This is a genomic window from Hyalangium minutum, assembly GCF_000737315.1.
GTDB classification, from domain to species: Bacteria; Myxococcota; Myxococcia; order Myxococcales; family Myxococcaceae; genus Hyalangium; species Hyalangium minutum.
Genome location: NZ_JMCB01000017.1, coordinates 163,172 through 178,492 on the forward strand (window position 1 = coordinate 163,172; position 15,321 = coordinate 178,492).

At 69.8% G+C, this 15,321-nt stretch carries 11 protein-coding genes and 1 other RNA gene; 10 read left to right on the top strand and 2 right to left on the bottom strand.

The features are described from left to right. Nucleotides 1-99: 99 nt before the first annotated feature. From rnpB to DB31_RS34275, 8 genes are all read left to right on the top strand, one after another. Nucleotides 100-495: RNase P RNA component class A (gene rnpB, locus DB31_RS45500), an RNA gene on the top strand. Between the two features lie 26 nt (nt 496-521). Continuing rightward, nucleotides 522-830: a hypothetical protein gene (locus DB31_RS34245; protein ID WP_044195910.1), complete on the top strand. Its 309-nt coding sequence runs from the start codon at nt 522-524 to the stop codon at nt 828-830. Between the two features lie 109 nt (nt 831-939). Continuing rightward, entirely contained in the window at nt 940-2,169 is a 1,230-nt protein-coding gene (locus tag DB31_RS34250; protein ID WP_044195913.1) for a TolC family protein, read from the top strand. Next, nucleotides 2,166-3,356 (top strand): efflux RND transporter periplasmic adaptor subunit, encoded by a 1,191-nt coding sequence (locus DB31_RS34255; RefSeq protein ID WP_044195915.1) that lies wholly within the window; start codon nt 2,166-2,168, stop codon nt 3,354-3,356. The genes DB31_RS34250 and DB31_RS34255 overlap by 4 nt, the downstream gene beginning before the upstream one ends. Next, a complete protein-coding gene (locus DB31_RS34260) occupies nt 3,346-6,465 on the top strand; it encodes an efflux RND transporter permease subunit (protein WP_044195917.1) in 3,120 nt (1,039 codons plus the stop codon). The genes DB31_RS34255 and DB31_RS34260 overlap by 11 nt, the downstream gene beginning before the upstream one ends. Nucleotides 6,466-6,591: 126 nt before the next feature. Beyond that, the gene (locus DB31_RS34265; RefSeq protein ID WP_044195922.1) at nt 6,592-7,422 is read left to right on the top strand and encodes a peptidoglycan recognition protein family protein; all 831 of its coding nucleotides are present in this window, start codon (nt 6,592-6,594) and stop codon (nt 7,420-7,422) included. Nucleotides 7,423-8,032: 610 nt separating this feature from the next. Continuing rightward, nucleotides 8,033-9,877 (top strand): hypothetical protein, encoded by a 1,845-nt coding sequence (locus DB31_RS34270; protein ID WP_044195925.1) that lies wholly within the window; start codon nt 8,033-8,035, stop codon nt 9,875-9,877. After that, a complete protein-coding gene (locus DB31_RS34275; protein ID WP_044195928.1) occupies nt 9,874-10,611 on the top strand; it encodes a hypothetical protein in 738 nt (245 codons plus the stop codon). The genes DB31_RS34270 and DB31_RS34275 overlap by 4 nt, the downstream gene beginning before the upstream one ends. A gap of 83 nt (nt 10,612-10,694) precedes the next feature. On the opposite strand, the gene DB31_RS34280 is transcribed toward DB31_RS34275, so the two are convergent. After that, on the bottom strand, nt 10,695-11,246 hold the full coding sequence (locus DB31_RS34280) for a hypothetical protein (protein WP_044195930.1): 552 nt from the start codon (nt 11,244-11,246) through the stop codon (nt 10,695-10,697). A gap of 66 nt (nt 11,247-11,312) precedes the next feature. Between DB31_RS34280 and ftsY the strand changes: the two genes are divergently transcribed. Further along, entirely contained in the window at nt 11,313-12,890 is a 1,578-nt protein-coding gene (gene ftsY, locus DB31_RS34285; protein ID WP_044195933.1) for a signal recognition particle-docking protein FtsY, read from the top strand. Nucleotides 12,891-12,899: 9 nt separating this feature from the next. Here ftsY and DB31_RS34290 read toward each other — a convergent pair whose 3' ends face one another. Continuing rightward, nucleotides 12,900-14,675, bottom strand: a complete 1,776-nt coding sequence (locus DB31_RS34290; RefSeq protein ID WP_044195936.1) for a M1 family aminopeptidase — start codon at nt 14,673-14,675, stop codon at nt 12,900-12,902. A 53-nt stretch (nt 14,676-14,728) separates the two neighbouring features. Here DB31_RS34290 and DB31_RS34295 point away from each other — a divergent pair, with 53 nt between their 5' ends. Beyond that, complete coding sequence (locus DB31_RS34295) at nt 14,729-15,319, top strand: hypothetical protein (protein WP_044195940.1); 591 nt, start codon at nt 14,729-14,731, stop codon at nt 15,317-15,319. Nucleotides 15,320-15,321 lie beyond the last annotated feature (2 nt).

The window sequence follows — 15,321 nt, forward strand, 5'->3', positions numbered from 1 at the left end:
GCGGCCAGCTTAACTCTCCGCCCGGTGGCTTCACCCACACTGTAAGCTCCCCACCAGAAGTGACCCCTGCCCCTCACCTGTTGTAAGAGGTGGACCGCCAGAGCGGCCCGGGTGAACGCCGGCCACTGCAGGAACGGGTGGCGGGAGGAAAGTCCGAGCTCCAGAGGGCAGGGTGCTGGCTAACGGCCAGTCGAGGTGACTCGCAGGACAGTGCCACAGAAAACAAACCGCCCGTTCCGCAAGGGGCGGGTAAGGGTGAAACGGTGCGGTAAGAGCGCACCGCGCTCGGGGTGACTCGGGCGGCACGGTAAACCCCACCTGGAGCAAGAGCCAATAGGAGCGCGTCCCCGCAGTCCGGGGGACAAGGATGGCCCGTCCGCTGCGCTCGGGTTGCTCGCTGATGAGGCCCCTGGGCAACCAGGGCCCTAGACGAATGTTCGCCGCCCTCCTCGAAAGGGGAGGGAACAAAACTCGGCTTACAGGGCCGCTCTGGTTTTTTCCCCTTCTGCTACACTCCCCGCGTGCTTCGGATCTGGCTCTGCGTCATCGCGCTGCTCTTCGCCTCGGTGAGCGGCTCGGGCTTCGTGCCCGCGCTCTCCTCCGGCGAGGCCTGCTCGCAGAACTGTCCGGATGATGACTCGCGGGGGCAGTGCAGCCCCGAGTGCGCCGACTGCACCTGCTGTGCGCATCCGCGCCCCGTGGCCCTCAACCGCACCGCGTGGATCCTCGTGAGCCCGCCCAGCACGCTCCTTCTCGAAGAGAAGGAGCAAGAGCCGCTGTCAGCGCACACGGGTGACATCCTCCACGTCCCCCGATTCTCCCTCGCGTAGACCCCCGTTCGCTGTCCCCTCCTCCTCTGAGACCAGGACAGGTGCACCCGTGGAGCGCTCCGGGTCCGCCTGCCCCTGACGCTCGTCTGTCTTCCGCGAGGTTTCACCCATGTCTCCCCGTCTCGCGACGGCCGCCTTCGGGCTGGCCGCCGCATGCCTCTGGCCGCGCGCAGGTGCGGCCCAGCCGTCCGAGTTCACCCTCGAAGAGGCCCTGGCCCTGGCTCGCCAGCAGGCCCCCACTGTGCTGGAGGCCCGCGGCCGTGTGGCCGAGGCCCAAGGGCCTGTGGCCGGTGCCTCCCCCTGGCTGCGCGACAACCCCACCCTGCAGACCGAAGCGGGCCCTCGGACCCGCTCCGGCGGCGAGCAGAGCTTGGACTGGGCCGTGGGCCTCTCCCAGCCCGTCGAGCTGGGCGGCAAGCGAGGTGCCCGCTTGGAGTCCGCACGCTCCGGCCTCACTCGTGAGAGCGCCCATCAGCAGGACACCGAACGCCTCGTCCTCGGCGAGGTGATGGCCACCTTCCTGCGCGCGGTGCACGCCCGGGAGCGGCGAGTACTGGCCCGCGCAGCGGAGGACGCGGCCCAGCAGACGGCCCAGGCCGCCCAGCATCGCTTCGAGGCCGGGGACGTTCCCGTGGTGGATGTCCACGTGGCCCGCGTGGCGCTCGCACGCGCCCGGGCAGAGGTGGCGAGCACCGAAGGAGAGGAGGCCTCGCTCCTGGGCGAGCTCCGCGTGCTGCTCGGGTTCACCGCTCAACAGCCCCTGGGCGTGCGCGGTGAGCTGCACTCCCTCGCCTCCCAACCCCTGCCCCCCATGCTGGGCGGCCCGCCCCGCCCGGACCTCGCCGCTCTGGAGGCCGAGCTGGCCCAGGCCGAGGCAGACCTCCGGCTCGGCCGGAGCGAGGCCTGGCCGGAGGTCTCTTTAGGGGTTCGCTACCAGCGAGAGGCCCATGAGTCCGCTGTTCTCGGCACCCTGAGCGTGCCCGTGCCGCTGTTCTCCCGAGGCCAGGAGGCCCGCGTCTCCGGCGAGGCCCGAGTGCACCGCCTCCAAGGCGTGCTCCAGGCCGCGCGCCGCGCCCGGGAAGTCCAGGTGGAGGCGGCCCTCGCCCGCTACCGCAAGCAGCAGCAGGCCGTGGAGCTCCTCGAGCGCGAGGCCCTCCCGCTGCTGGAAGACAACGAGTCCCTCGCCCGCCGCTCCTATGAGGCCGGAGAGATGGGCCTCGCCGAGTTCCTCCTCGTGCGCCGGGATGTGCTGGAGACCCGGGCCGCCTACCTCGACAGCCTCCTCCAAGCGGCGCTGGCCCGCACCCGGCTCGCGGTGGAGACAGGAGCCCTTCCATGAAGCCCCTTCCGCTCGCGCTGCTCTCCCTGCTCCTCCTGTCCGCGTGCAACCGCGAGGCGCCTCCGGCCAAGGCTCCGCACGCTCCCGAAGCAGAGGGCGAAGACCATGACCACGCCGACACTCCGGGCGAGGCTCACGTCCGCATTGCTCCGGACATGCTCCGAGACCTGCGCGTCACCACCGCGCCCGTCAAGGCACGCCCCAGCAGCGAGACCATCACCGTGCTGGGAGAGCTGACCTTCAGCGAGGACGCCTATGCCGAGGTGGCCTCTCCCATCCCCGCGCGCGTGAGCGCCATCGCCGTGAACACCGGCCAGCAGGTCCAGCAGGGCCAGCGGCTCGCGGAGCTGCGAAGCCCCGAGCTGGGCAAGGCCCGCGCCGCGCTCCAGGCCGCCCAGGCCCGCGCCACCGCCGCCCGGCAGGCCGCCGAGCGCAAGCGCACCCTCGCCGCCGAGCGCATCGTCGCCCAGAAGGAAGTCCAAGCCGCCGAGGCCGAGGCCACCGCCGCCGAGGCCGAGGTCTCCGCAGTCCGTGCGCAGTTGGTGGCCCTGGGCTCGGACGGAGCGGAGCGCACCAGCGGGCCCGAGGCTCCCGGGTTCGTGCTGCGCGCCCCCATCGCGGGCACCGTCATCGAGCGCAACGCCCGGCTCGGGCAGATGGCGGATCCGTCCCAGCCCCTCTTCCGCGTGGGCGACCTGTCTTCCTTGTGGCTCATCGCCCATGCGTTCGAGCGGGATGCCGTGCGCCTCCAGCCGGGCGGCGAGGCGCGAGTCACCTTCGCGGCCTTCCCCGGCCAGGAGTTCTCCGCGAAGGTCGGCCATGTGGGCCAGCAGGTGGATGCCGCCTCGCGCACCATCCCCGTGCGGCTGGAGTTGGACAACCGCGAGGGGCTGCTCCGGCCGGGCATGTCCGCCTCGGCCTCGCTCCCGCTGAAGGGCACCGCCTCCATCACCACGGTGCCCGCCTCTGCGCTCCAGCGACTGGAGAACGGCTGGGTGGCCTTCATCCCCACCCGCGAGGCCGGTGTCTTCGAGCGGCGCGAGGTGGGCCGTGGCCGTCCCCTGGGAGACGAGGTGGAGGTGCTCGCGGGGTTGAAGGCCGGCGAGCAAGTCGTGGTGGAAGGCGCCTTCCTCCTGAAGGCCGAGGTGGAGAAGTCCAGCGGCGGAGGAGACGAACATGGGCACTGACGGCAGCCCCTCGGTGGTCAACCGCATCCTCCGCGCGTCCTTCTCCCGGCCCGGCCTTACCGTGGTGCTGGCCCTGGCCCTCTCCGCCTTCGGCGCGGTGGCGCTCAGCAACCTCCGCCGCGACGTCTTCCCAGACCTGTCCGCGCCCATCTTCAACGTCATCGTGCAGAACCCCGCCATGGGCGCCGAGGAGTTGGAGACGGCTGTCGCGATTCCCATGGAGGTGGCGCTCGCGGGCCTGCCGGAGGTCCGCCGCATCCGCTCCACCTCGCAGCTCGGCGTCACCCAGCTCACCGTGGAGTTCGAGCCGGATGCGGACTACTACCGCAGCCGCCAGTTCATCGCCGAGCGGGTGGCTCAGGCCCAGAACGAGCTGCCCCCCGGCACGGACGCACCGCTCGTCTCCAGCCTCACCGGACGGCTCAACGAGGTGTTCGAGTTCACCCTGGAGGCGGACCCAGGCGCCGCGGATCTCATGACGCTGCGCGACCTGGCCGAGTTCGAGGTGAGGAACCGGCTGCTCGCCGTCCCAGGCGTGGCCGGGGTGGAGCGCCTGGGCGGGTACCTGCGGCAGTTCCAGGTGCTGCTTGATCCGGATCAGCTGATGGCCCGCGGGGTCAGCCTCGGGGACGTGCAGCATGCGTTGGAGGGCGCCAACCTCAACGCCTCGGGCGGCTTCCTCGTGCAGGGCCCGACGGAGTGGACGGTGCGCGCCATCGGGCGGGCCGAGACGGTGGAGCAGCTGCGCAGCACCGTGGTCGCCATGCGAGCCGGAACGCCCGTGCTGCTCGGAGACGTGGCCGAGGTCCGCGAGGCCCCCGCCCTGCGCCGGGGCATGGCCCACCGGCTGAAGGGCGAGGTGGTCAGCTGCCGCATCAGCAAGCAGTTCGGGGCAGACACGATCCGGGTCGCCGCCCGGGTGCGCGAGGCCATCGCCGAGCTGCGCCAAGGCCTCCCTCCCGGCGTGCACCTGCGCGTCGTGTACGATCAGTCAGAGCTGGTGGACTCCGCGCTCGGCGGCGTGAGCCGGGCCATTCTCCTCGGAGCCTTCCTGGTGGTGCTCGTCCTCTTTGGCATGCTGGGGGACTGGCGCGCGGCGCTCATCGTCACCCTCACCCTCCCCCTGTCCCTGGCGCTGGCGGGCATCCTGCTGAAGACCGCGGGCATCGGCCTGAACACCATGACCCTGGGAGGCCTCGCCATCGCCGTGGGCCTGCTCGTGGACGCGGCCATCATCGTCACGGAGAACATCATCCACGATCTCCGAGAAGGTGGCGGCCGCAGGTCCGTCCGCGAGGAGGCGCTCGCCGCAGCCATGGAGGTGGGCCGCCCCATCGCCTTCGCCACCCTCATCGTCGTGGCCGTCTTCGTTCCCCTGTTCGCCATGACGGGCATCGAGGGCCGCATGTACCAGCCGCTGGCGGCGGCCGTGGTCGCCTGCCTCGCCGCCTCGCTGGTGCTAGCGCTCACGCTGGTGCCCGTGGCCTCCGGGTTGCTGCTACGCGCCCCCAAGCCCGAGCAGCCCGAGGACGTCTGGCTCATCCGCAGGGTGAAGGCGTTCTACGCGCCGCTGCTGGATGCGTGCATGCGCAGGGCCGGACTCGTCCGGCTGGTGGCGCTCGCCATCACCGTGCCCGCCCTGGGGCTGGCCTTCGCGGTGGGCAGCGACTTCATGCCCCGGCTGGACGAGGGGGCGCTCCTCCTGCAGACCGTCCTACCGCCGGAGGCCTCGCTGGAGGAGGTGGATCGGCTCAACCACCGGGTGGAGGACGTGCTGCGCGAGTTCCCCGAGGTGGAGGAGGTGGTCCGCCGCACAGGGCGCGCCGAGCGCACCGAGGACCCGATGCCGCACACCCTCTCGGATGTGCTGGTCGTCCTGAAGAAGGATCGAACGCGGGGCATGGACACCTTGGAGGCGGAGCTGCGCGAGGCCGTGGAGAAGGTGCCCGGCGTGTCCGTCCTCTTCACCACGCCCCTGGGCATGCGCATCGACGAGGGCCTGGGCGGCAGCCCCGCGGACCTGTCCGTGCGCATCTTCGGCCCGGATCTGGAGACACTCTCGACCCTGGCCGATCGCGCCCGCGACACCCTCGCGAAGGTCCGAGGCGTGGAGGATCTGCGCGTGGAGAAGCTCAGCGGCCTTCCGCAGCTGCGCATCACCGTGGATCGCACCGCCGTGGCCCGCGTGGGCCTCACCCCCGGAGACGTGATCCGCGCGGTGCGCGTCGGGCTGGTGGGCGAAGAGTCCTCCCAGGTGTGGCGAGGCCAGCGGCGCTACGACCTGGTGCTGCGGCTGGCCGATCACCGCCGGGGCGACCTCAACGCGCTGCGGAACCTCTGGGTGGATGGACATGACGGCACCCGCATCCCCCTGAGCCAGCTGGCCACCTTCGAGGAGACCTTCGGCGCGGGCAGCATCCGCCGCGAGGCGGGCAGCCGGCGCATCGCCGTGGAGGCCAGCGTCTCTGGCAGAGACCTGGGCAGCACGGCGGCCGAGGCCCGGCAGAAGCTCGCGGCGGAGCTGAAGCTGCCCACCGGCTACTTCCTGGACGTGGGCGGTCGGGTGGAGAGCCAGGAGCGGGCCGCGCAGTCGCTGGCGATCGCCATCGCGGTGGCCATCCTGGGCGTCTTCATCCTGCTGTACCTGGCGCTGGACTCCCTGGCCGAGGCGCTCGTCATCCTCGCCACGCTGCCGGACGCCTTCGTGGGCGGAATCCTCGCGTTGCTCATCGCCGGAGAGACCTGGAACGTCTCCAGCCTCGTGGGCCTCATCGGGCTGTTCGGCATCGCCGTCCAGAATGGCCTGGTGCTGGTGGCCCAGACCAAGGACCTGCTGGCCCGGGGCCGTCCCTTCCCCGAGGCCATACGAGAGGCGAGCCTCGGACGCGTCCGGCCCAAGCTGATGACCGCGGGGACCGCCATCCTCGGCCTGCTGCCGCTGCTGGTGCTGCCGCTGCACGGCACGGAGATCGAACGGCCCCTGGCCGTGGTGATGATCGGCGGACTCCTCACGTCCACCGTCTTCACCCTGCTGGCGCTGCCCACCTTCTATTCCTTCGTCCATGGAATGAGAGAACGGCTGCGCCCGAGCCAGCGTGACTCCGCGTGAAATGCCCCCACTCTCCAGGAAATCTGCCGAGTTGCGTGATCCGCTCATTTTCCGGCCCCCGCGCAACTCTCAGCCGGTGAGAACGATAATGGGTGAAAGCTTTTCCCCCCCTTTCCCGAGATTCCCATGACCACCATCAACCGCACTGCCGCCACCACCACGGCCGCAGCAGCCTCGCGCAGCACCCCCACCGCTCCCCCCGCCGGCCTGAGCAAGGGCGACTCCGGTCCCCAGGTGAAGCAGCTCCAGGACGCGCTGGTGAAGCTGAAGTACATGACGGCGGCCCAGGTGGCGACCGGCCCGGGCACCTTCGGCCCGAAGACCGAGGCCGCCGTGAAGAAGTTCCAGGCGGACCACAAGCTGCCCACCACCGGCTACTACGGCGACCTCACCCACGCCGCGCTGAAGAAGGAGCTGGGCAAGCTGGGCGGCCCCACCGCCCCCACCCCGACGACGCCTTCGAACGGCACTTTCAAGAAGCCCCCCGTCATCAACGCGCCCTCGCCCAACTTCAACGAGCGTGGCGGCAAGGACATCGACACGATCGTCCTGCACCACACCGCCTCCAACAACGGCGCGGGCGACCTGGCCCACATGCGCAACCCCAAGAGTGAGGTGTCCGCGCACTACATGGTGGACCGCGACGGCAAGATCTACCAGCTGGTGAACGACCAGAAGCGCGCCTGGCACGCGGGCAAGGGCGAGCTGCATGGCGTGCCCACCGACGTGAACGGCCGCTCCATCGGCATCGAGATCGTCAACGACGGCGGCGGCAAGACGCCGTACACCGAGGCACAGATGAAGTCGCTCACCCAGCTCACCGGCTACTTGAAGCAGCAGTACAACGTGCCGATGAGCAACATCGTCGGCCACAAGGACGTGGCGGTGCCCAAGGGCCGCAAGAGCGATCCGTCGGCCAACTTCGACTGGGAGCGGCTGCGCAAGGGCATCTCCTGAGTCCCTGCGGAGCCGCCATCGGGCGGAGCCGGGCCGCAGGGCAGAAAGAGCAAGGTTCGCCCTGAGAGTCAGTCTCCAACCTCTCAGAAGCGCGACGGCCCCGTGTCCCTGCACTTGAGGAACACGGGGCCACCACTTACCGAGTTGAGGGGGCGCTGGGGAGCGTGGCCGCCCCGTTCGACACAAAGTCGACACGTCGGAGACCGCCGCCGACACGGCGGAGCTGTCGCCGACCCGTCCGAGCACGCTGTGCGCTCACTCACCCACAATGACGCCACGGCTGTGTCCCGGTTCCGACCAGTCGGAAGCAGACGCACGGTTCCGACCAGTCGGAAGCAGGCACACGGTTCCGGCCAGGAGGGTGGGTCGGAATCATAGCGCCAGATGATGTGGCAGGTGGCATGACGAGGCCCTGCGCTCCGCTGCGCCTGAGCACATCCCCGCTCGGTTGCCCCCCCCCTCATGTCTGACCACCCCAGCCTGTGGGGCGTGTGTCCAGAGCGGCTCACCTGGTGAGTGCGCGGGGCGGAGAGGCGGCACCACCTGGTGCGCCCTCCTCTGCCGTGGAGCGTCCCCGTAGCCTGCCCTCCTGCTCACAACAGGAGGGCTCATGAACCTGTGGCAGAAGGTGCGAGAGCTCGAAGGAAGTCCGGGAGCGCACCCGCCCTCGCGGTTCCCTGCGGCTGTCAGCCTGTTGCTGCTGGCTTTGTTCGTCGCGCCTGGGGCGCACGCCTCTGATGAGACGAGCCCGATGCGGGCAGTGGTGGGGGCGGGTGTCTCGCAGGGCACCGCGCTGGGCAGTTCCTGGGCGCCGCGCACCTCGTACAGCGTGAGCCTGTGGGGCTTGTGGGAGGCAGGTCAGGGCATAGGGGTGCGGTTGACGGTGCTGCCCCCGGCCACCTCCGCCGGAGCGTGGGAGCTGTCCACGGACGCGTTGGCGCGCTTCACGGGCGAGGGGCCGCTGTACTTCAAAGCCATGGGTGGAGCGGCCCTCACTCCCCGCTCCTGGGGGGCTCCACGGCTGCGCGCTGGGGGCGAAGCCGGGGTGCACGCCATCCGCGGGAGCATTGGGTTGGAGCTGGGCGTGGCTGGCGTGTACGCGTTCCCGCCCTCCCGATTCGCGCAAGGCGAGGGGGTGGTCTCCCTCGGGGTGGGCCTCCTCTTCGGCTTCGGCGCCCCGTCCCACGCTCCTGCTCTGGCCCCGCCTCAGCGCTCATGGGCGCAGCAGTCCGCCCACAGTCCAGCAGGTGCCTTCCCGCAGCAGAGCCCGGGCCCTTCGTCCGCAGCAGAGCTGAGCGTGGCGGGGCTCTCGCCTGCTCCTTCGGAGGTGGCGCACGCCCCCTCCGCCGAGCGGGATGTGATTCAGCAGATTCTGCTCCTGCGAAAACCCGGGTACGTCCTGTCCTGGTGGGCCTCGGGCCCCGGCGGACAGGCCATGCTGCAGTGGACCCACCCGCTGTCCCAGTGGGAACGCAAGTACATCGAGACGATGAGCGCGGAGACAGTACCCGCGCCCATCCGCATGTGGCCGCGGGTGACGCTGGAGGGCCTTACCCCCGAGCAGACCGAGGACATGGAACGCCGGCTGGGAGCAGGAATGGCCGCCGCCGAGGGGTATGCCCACTGGGAGAACCGGCGGCGCATCGTCAAGCACTACGTCATGACGCACCCCACTACCCTTCGGCTCCTCCTGACGGGGTATGAGGTGGCGAGGGATAGCAACCCGCTGCACTTCGCGCTGGAGCGCGGGTGGCAGATGGCCAGTGGCCAGGAGATGTTCACGGGCCAGGAGGTGTCCCAGCTCGGCGCGGCCCAAGAGTTCTTCACGGCGCTGGCGGTGGGCGTGGCCACTGGCAAGTTGATGACCGCCACGCGGCCGGTGCCCGGGTGGGGTGTTCCAGAGCCGGTGGAGCCGGTGGCTCCTGGCAAGGGAGAGGCTCCGCCCGCTCCGCCGCGAGCCGTGGCGCCTACGCCAGAGCCCGCTCCGGCGCCAGCTCCGCCCCCTCCGGCACCGGGCCCGTTCGCGCCCTCACCCGAACTGGTCCAAGCCCTCACGGGCATGAACCCAACGCCGCAGGTGTCCGCCGGCCCACGCCTGCGTCAGGATGTCACCGTCAACCCGAAAGTACCCAAACTCCTCAAGACGGACCGTCCCATCAGCCCCAGCCCCAGGCAAAATGCGCAACTCCAGAGGGACATCGAGTACCTGAAGAACGAGCTAGGCGCCGAGAACATTCGGGTGAACCAGCAGCAACTGACGTTCACGAACGGCCAGCGTGTGGGAATCAATCGGCCGGACCTCCAATTCGACTACAACAACCGCCGCTACTCTGTGGAGTACGACTCACCGACTTCGGACCGTGGCCCTCGCCACCAGTCGCGCCTCACCGCCAACAACCCGGAGGGCGAAGTCATCCGGATCATCATTCCTGAGCCAGAAGGTGTGCCTCCATGACGCAGGAGATGCAGAGGCTGCTGCTCGAGGACCGCTGGGCGCCTGTCACTTCAGAGATGGGCTTTCTGGAGTTGGGAGCGGAGCAGGCGGCGCAAGCCTTCGCTACGTGGCAGCGAGGGCTGGCGACGTCCCGTGGCTTCACCATTGAGGTACTGCCCGTCGCGGGCCCTTTGGAACCAGCCCTCTCCCATCTGCTGCCCCTCAGTGGTGGGGAAACCCAACGGCGCCTGTTCATCCCCACGCGCAGCGCCTGGACCGCCTACGTCACCAACCAATGGACCGGGACGGATGCCGCCAGCGCCATGAGCGTCATGGCCCGCAGGCTGAGCATCCGGGGCCTGCGGGTCGTCGCCGTGCCCCACACCCTGCGCGGGGACCGAGGCCGCTATGGCGCGGTCATGCTGGATGTGTTCGGTCCACAGCAGCCGGGCAAACTCAACAACTATGTCCGCGCCGTGGAGGTGGCCAATGACGGCGGACACTGGGTCTTCGAGCAGTCGGGTGAGCCCTTCCCCTTCGAGCAGGTGAAGCAGTACCAGGCACGCCGGGTGAGGGACCGCTTCACCTTTGAGATGCTCAAGGACTACCTACGCCACCTGGGACTTTCCCCCTTCGAGGAGGACTTCTACCTGCCTTCGGGCTCCTGCGCGTGGCTCGTCCAAAAGACAGGCCCCTTCACCCCTACCGGGCCGGAGTACACGCTGGAGGAGGCCCGCGCCGCCCACGTGTTGTGACGCAACCCCTTTTTGTGACGCACCCAATGCGAATGCCTGTCTTGGTGGTGCTCACACCCAACGCAGCGCCCGCGGGTGGAGCACTACGGCGCCACGGGAATCTGCGCCAACAGGATGCGGTCCTTGCCGTCATTGCGGACCGCCTCCGGGTTGGTGAGCTTCATGCGCGTGTCCGAGCGCGGCTCCCACAGCCCCATCCACAAGGTGACGGAGCGCACGGAGGAGCCGGGCGGGATGTAGATGTTGAAGTCATCCCTCACCGTCTCGCCCGGCTTCCACTGCGTGGTGGGGTAGATGCCGCCCGAGGGCTTGTGGTCGATGTTCATCCGCTCCATCTTCCCCTCCGAGTCCTCCAGGTGGACGAAGATGGTGTAGTCCTCGAGGATGGGCTGCAGCACCTTGAAGAAGACGGTGACGCGTGCGGGCTCGCCCTTGACGATGCGCCCCGGCGTCACCGAGCCGCCCACCAGCTCCACCTTCTCCCCCAGGTTGGCGCCGCTCTTCAGCGCCAGCGGAGGCACCTGCTGCACCGTGGCTTGACGGCGCTCGGCCTCGGAAGCCCCTCCCGGCGCTTCGACGATGCAGGCCGAGAGCAGCACCGTGGGCAGCACAACGGACAGGCAGGACAGTCGCATGGTGGAGGTTTCTACCGTTCCGCGGGCGCTGCATCCAACTGCGGATTGGTATAAGCGGGTCGCCCCATGAAGACTCCGACTTTCCTGGACGTCCTCGCCGCGCAGGTGCCGGCGCCCGCTCCCGTGCCCCCTCCCCCGGGCACGTCCCCCGGGCAGCCGGGCACCCAGCCGGCCCCGCCGGCCCCCGAGGCCAGCCCCGTGGGCGATCTGGTGGGCTATGGCGTCCTCGCGCTCTTCGCACTGCTGATGGTGCTGGCGCTGCGCAAGGTGCTCCGCAAGGCGCCTCGCGCGCCCGAGAAGCCCGGCAAGCCCACCGTCCCCGGCGAGGAGAAGAAACCCGAGCTGCCCGCCGAGGCCCCGCAGCTCCGCGTGGAGCTGCCGAAGACGGAGGCAGAGCTGGCCCGTCAGCGTGAGGCCGACCAGGCCCACGCCCGCGCCGAGGAGCTGGCCCGCCAGCGTGAGCAGGCCGCCCGCGCCGCCCGCGAGGCCAAGGACGACACCGAGCGCGCCCGCCTGGAGGCCGAGGCCGCCGCCCTCAAGGCGAAGGAGGAGGAGGAGAAGAGGGCCGAGTACCGCGCGAAGAAGGCCGCGGACGAGGAGGCCAAGGAGCGCAAGCGCCGCGAGCGCGAGGAGGCCGAGCGGCTCCTGGCGGAGCAGAAGGCCCGAGAGGCCGAGGAGGCGGAGGAAGCCCGGAAGGCGGCGGCGGAGGCCGAGCGCGCCAAGCTGCGGGCCGAGGCCGGCAAGACGCTGGCCCAGGGGCTGGACAAGACGAAGAGCCAGGGCTTCATGGCCCGCCTCAACGGCCTGTTCGGCCAGAGCCGGCAGGTGGACGAGTCCGTGCTGGCGGAGCTGGAGGAGATCCTCTTCACGGCGGATATCGGCGTGCGCACGGCCTCCAACCTGGTGGAGCTGGCGCGCGAGAAGCTCAAGCGCAACGAGCTGAGCAACCCCGAGCGCATCAAGCAGCTCATCCGCGACGAGGTGGCGAGAATTGTGGACCTGCCGGTGCCGCGCACGCTGGAGGGCGGTGGGCCGCCGCACGTGGTGATGGTGGTGGGCGTCAACGGCGCGGGGAAGACGACGACGATTGGCAAGCTGGCCGCGCAGCTCACGGGCGAAGGGAAGAAGGTGGTGTTGGCCGCCGGAGACACCTTCCGCGCCGCCGCCACCGAGCAGCTGGATGTGTGGGCCGAGCGCGCCAAGGCGGAGCTGGTGAGGGGCGAGGACGGCTCGGATCCGGGCGCCGTCGTCTTCGAGGCAGTGAAGAAGGCCCAGGAGATCGGCGCGAACGTCGTCATCGCGGACACGGCGGGCCGGCTCCACACCAAGGCCCCGCTCATGGAGGAGCTCAAGAAGGTGCACCGGGTGCTGGGCAAGGCGCTGCCGGGCGCGCCTCACGAGGTGCTGCTGGTGCTGGACTCGACCAACGGTCAGAACGCCATCCAGCAGGCCCGCCAGTTCCAGGAGGCCGTGGGCGTCACGGGGATTGCGCTGACGAAGCTGGACGGCACCGCGAAGGGCGGCGTCATCATCGGCATCAGCGACGAGCTGAAGATTCCGGTGCTCTGGGTAGGCGTCGGCGAGAAGATCGCCGACCTGCGCCGCTTCGAGCCGCGCGACTTCGTGAAGGCGCTGTTCGACTGAGACGGGGGGTTACTCGCCGCCCGTCATGCCCTTGAGCATCTCCTCCATCATCTTCTGGGTCTCGGCGTCGAGCTTCATGTCTCCCATGCTCCCACCCATCAGGGAGTTGAAGTCAAAGGCGCCCAGGTCCTCGTCGCCGTGGGTGCCCTTCCACCAGCGGCTCTGGAGCCGCTCCAGCGAGGAGCCGCTGCCCGGGCTCGCCTTGGCCAGCTCCTTGCGGAAACAGTCCAGGCAGGCCCACTTGTACCGGTAGGTGTCCACGTACGAGCGCAGGCCCTTGAAGAAGGCCGTGTCCCCCACCTGCTTGCGCGCGAAGTGGTAGAAGTTCGGAGCCTTGCCGTAGACGATGGCGCCGTACTCCATGGAGCTGCCGAACTCCTCCGTGGGCCGCTGCGCCGGGCCGTCCACTCCGCCCATCATCCGGTACATCTGATAGGCCGCCACCAGCGCCTCCTGCCGGAGGGCCTCGGCGTCGGCCTGGCTGTGCGCCCACTCGTAGTAGAGCAGCGCCGAGTACTGCGTGAGGGCCTCGTCCGCCACCGGCTCCTTGATGGGGTCGGTGCCCACCAGGCCCGCGAAGTACTGGTGCCCCACCTCGTGCGCCACGGTGAACTCCAGCGTGCGCTCGATGGTCTTGGCGATGTTCTGGAGCGGATCCTCACCGCCCGGCATCGTCACGCCGATGGACTGCATCTGCTGAAGCATGTCCTTGAACATCCCCAGGCCCGAGCCCTCGAAGATGCTGTTCGGATCCGCCGCGCCCCGGTACAGCGAAGTGCCGACGGTGATGAGGCCCTGGAACTCCATGCCGCCCGCGCCGTCCGACAGCGGCGCCTCCACCACGCGGAAGTGCTTGTAGGGCAGCGCGCCCAGCTTCGGCTCGAAGGTCTCCAGCGCCGAGGCCGTGTACTGCAGCACGCGCTGGCCCACCTTCGCGTCCCGAGCCGAGAAGAAGCTCTCCACGGTGACGCCGCCCACGGTCCTCGTGGCGCTCTGGTAGCCCTGCGAGACGAACACGGGGAAGTCGCGCACGAGCGAGGCAGCGAAGCTGAAGCGCACGCCCTCCGTCTTCTCGGGCACCTCGCCCAGGGCCACGCCGGTGGCGTGCACCTTCCAACCCGAGGGCACCGTCACCGTGGCCACCACGTTCGAGGGCTCATAGAGCGCCAGGTCGCCAATGCCCGAGGGCCCGGCCCACGGCGTCCCATCCGCATGCAGCGGGGGCAGCATGGGGACGATGCCCACGAGGCTCAGGAAGTCGGGTGCGGCCGAGAACGCGCCATAGTCACCCGGAGGCCCCGAGGCCCCCAGCGCTCCCAGGAGCGAACCCACGTTCTCCTTGGCGCGGGGCACGGAGGCCTGGAGCGACACTTCGAGCTTCACCCTGCCGCCGGACTCCACGGGTGGATTGACCGGCACGCGAATCAGCGTGGGCTCGGGGCGCTCGATGGCGACCGCCTGCCCGGCCACCTTCGCCTCCGAGAGCGTCACCTTGCGTCCCTGGGCGTTAGGCGTCACGCGCAGGAAGAGCTCAGAGATGGTGCGCTTGCGAGCGGTTACCTCCACCTCCACCCTCCCCTTCACCTCGCGCCCGGTGGGATCCACCTGCAGCTGCACCCGGTACAGTGGCAGCTCTTCCAGGGAGCCGAGCGCCTTCTCGGCCTTCTCCCGCTCGCCAGGCTTGAGGTGCTGCAGACATAGCTGCACCTCGGCGTTGTCCGCGGCCAGCGCCTGAGCCGCGGAGAGGAACAACGCGAGCACCATCCAGCGAGCGGCAGGGATCATGGGGCAATGCTAGTTGACCCTCTGGCGAAGCGCTCGCTACAAGCCTGTGGGTCATGAACGCCCGAACACTCTCCCTGGCCGTTGTGGCTGTCTCCTTTCTCGCCTGCGTGAAACAGGTGCCCGCAACACCTACGCGGTCCGGTCCTCCGCGCCCCGTCCAGCTCCTGGCCGAGACGCCCGAGCGAGAGACCTCACAGATTCAGGAGAAGCGCGAGGACGTGGAGATCGACACGCGCGACTTCGAGCGCACCCCGCGCGTGGTGGCCACGGGCGAATCCCCGCTGCTGCGCCTGCAGGGTGACAAGGCGCGCCTCTACGGCGATGCGGAGGGCAAGGAGGGCTTCTCGGTGGACAACCTCATCCTGCTCGAGGTGCTGGATGAGAAGGGCCAGGTGCTCAACCGGGGCGCGGTGGGCTTCACGGACTTCGTGAAGGTGGGCCGCGAGCCCGTGGACAACGTGGGCCCCATGTCCTTCAACTTCGAGCCCGGCACGGTGGACATCACCGCCCTGCTCCCCGAGAGCGCGCCCTTCAAGGTGCGCGCGACGGCGCTGGACTACTCGGGCGTGGGCCGCGTCAGCAACGTGTTCCTGCTGCTCGAGTCCCGCTCGCGCGGCAGCGAGGACGACCTGCGCAACCAGTAGCG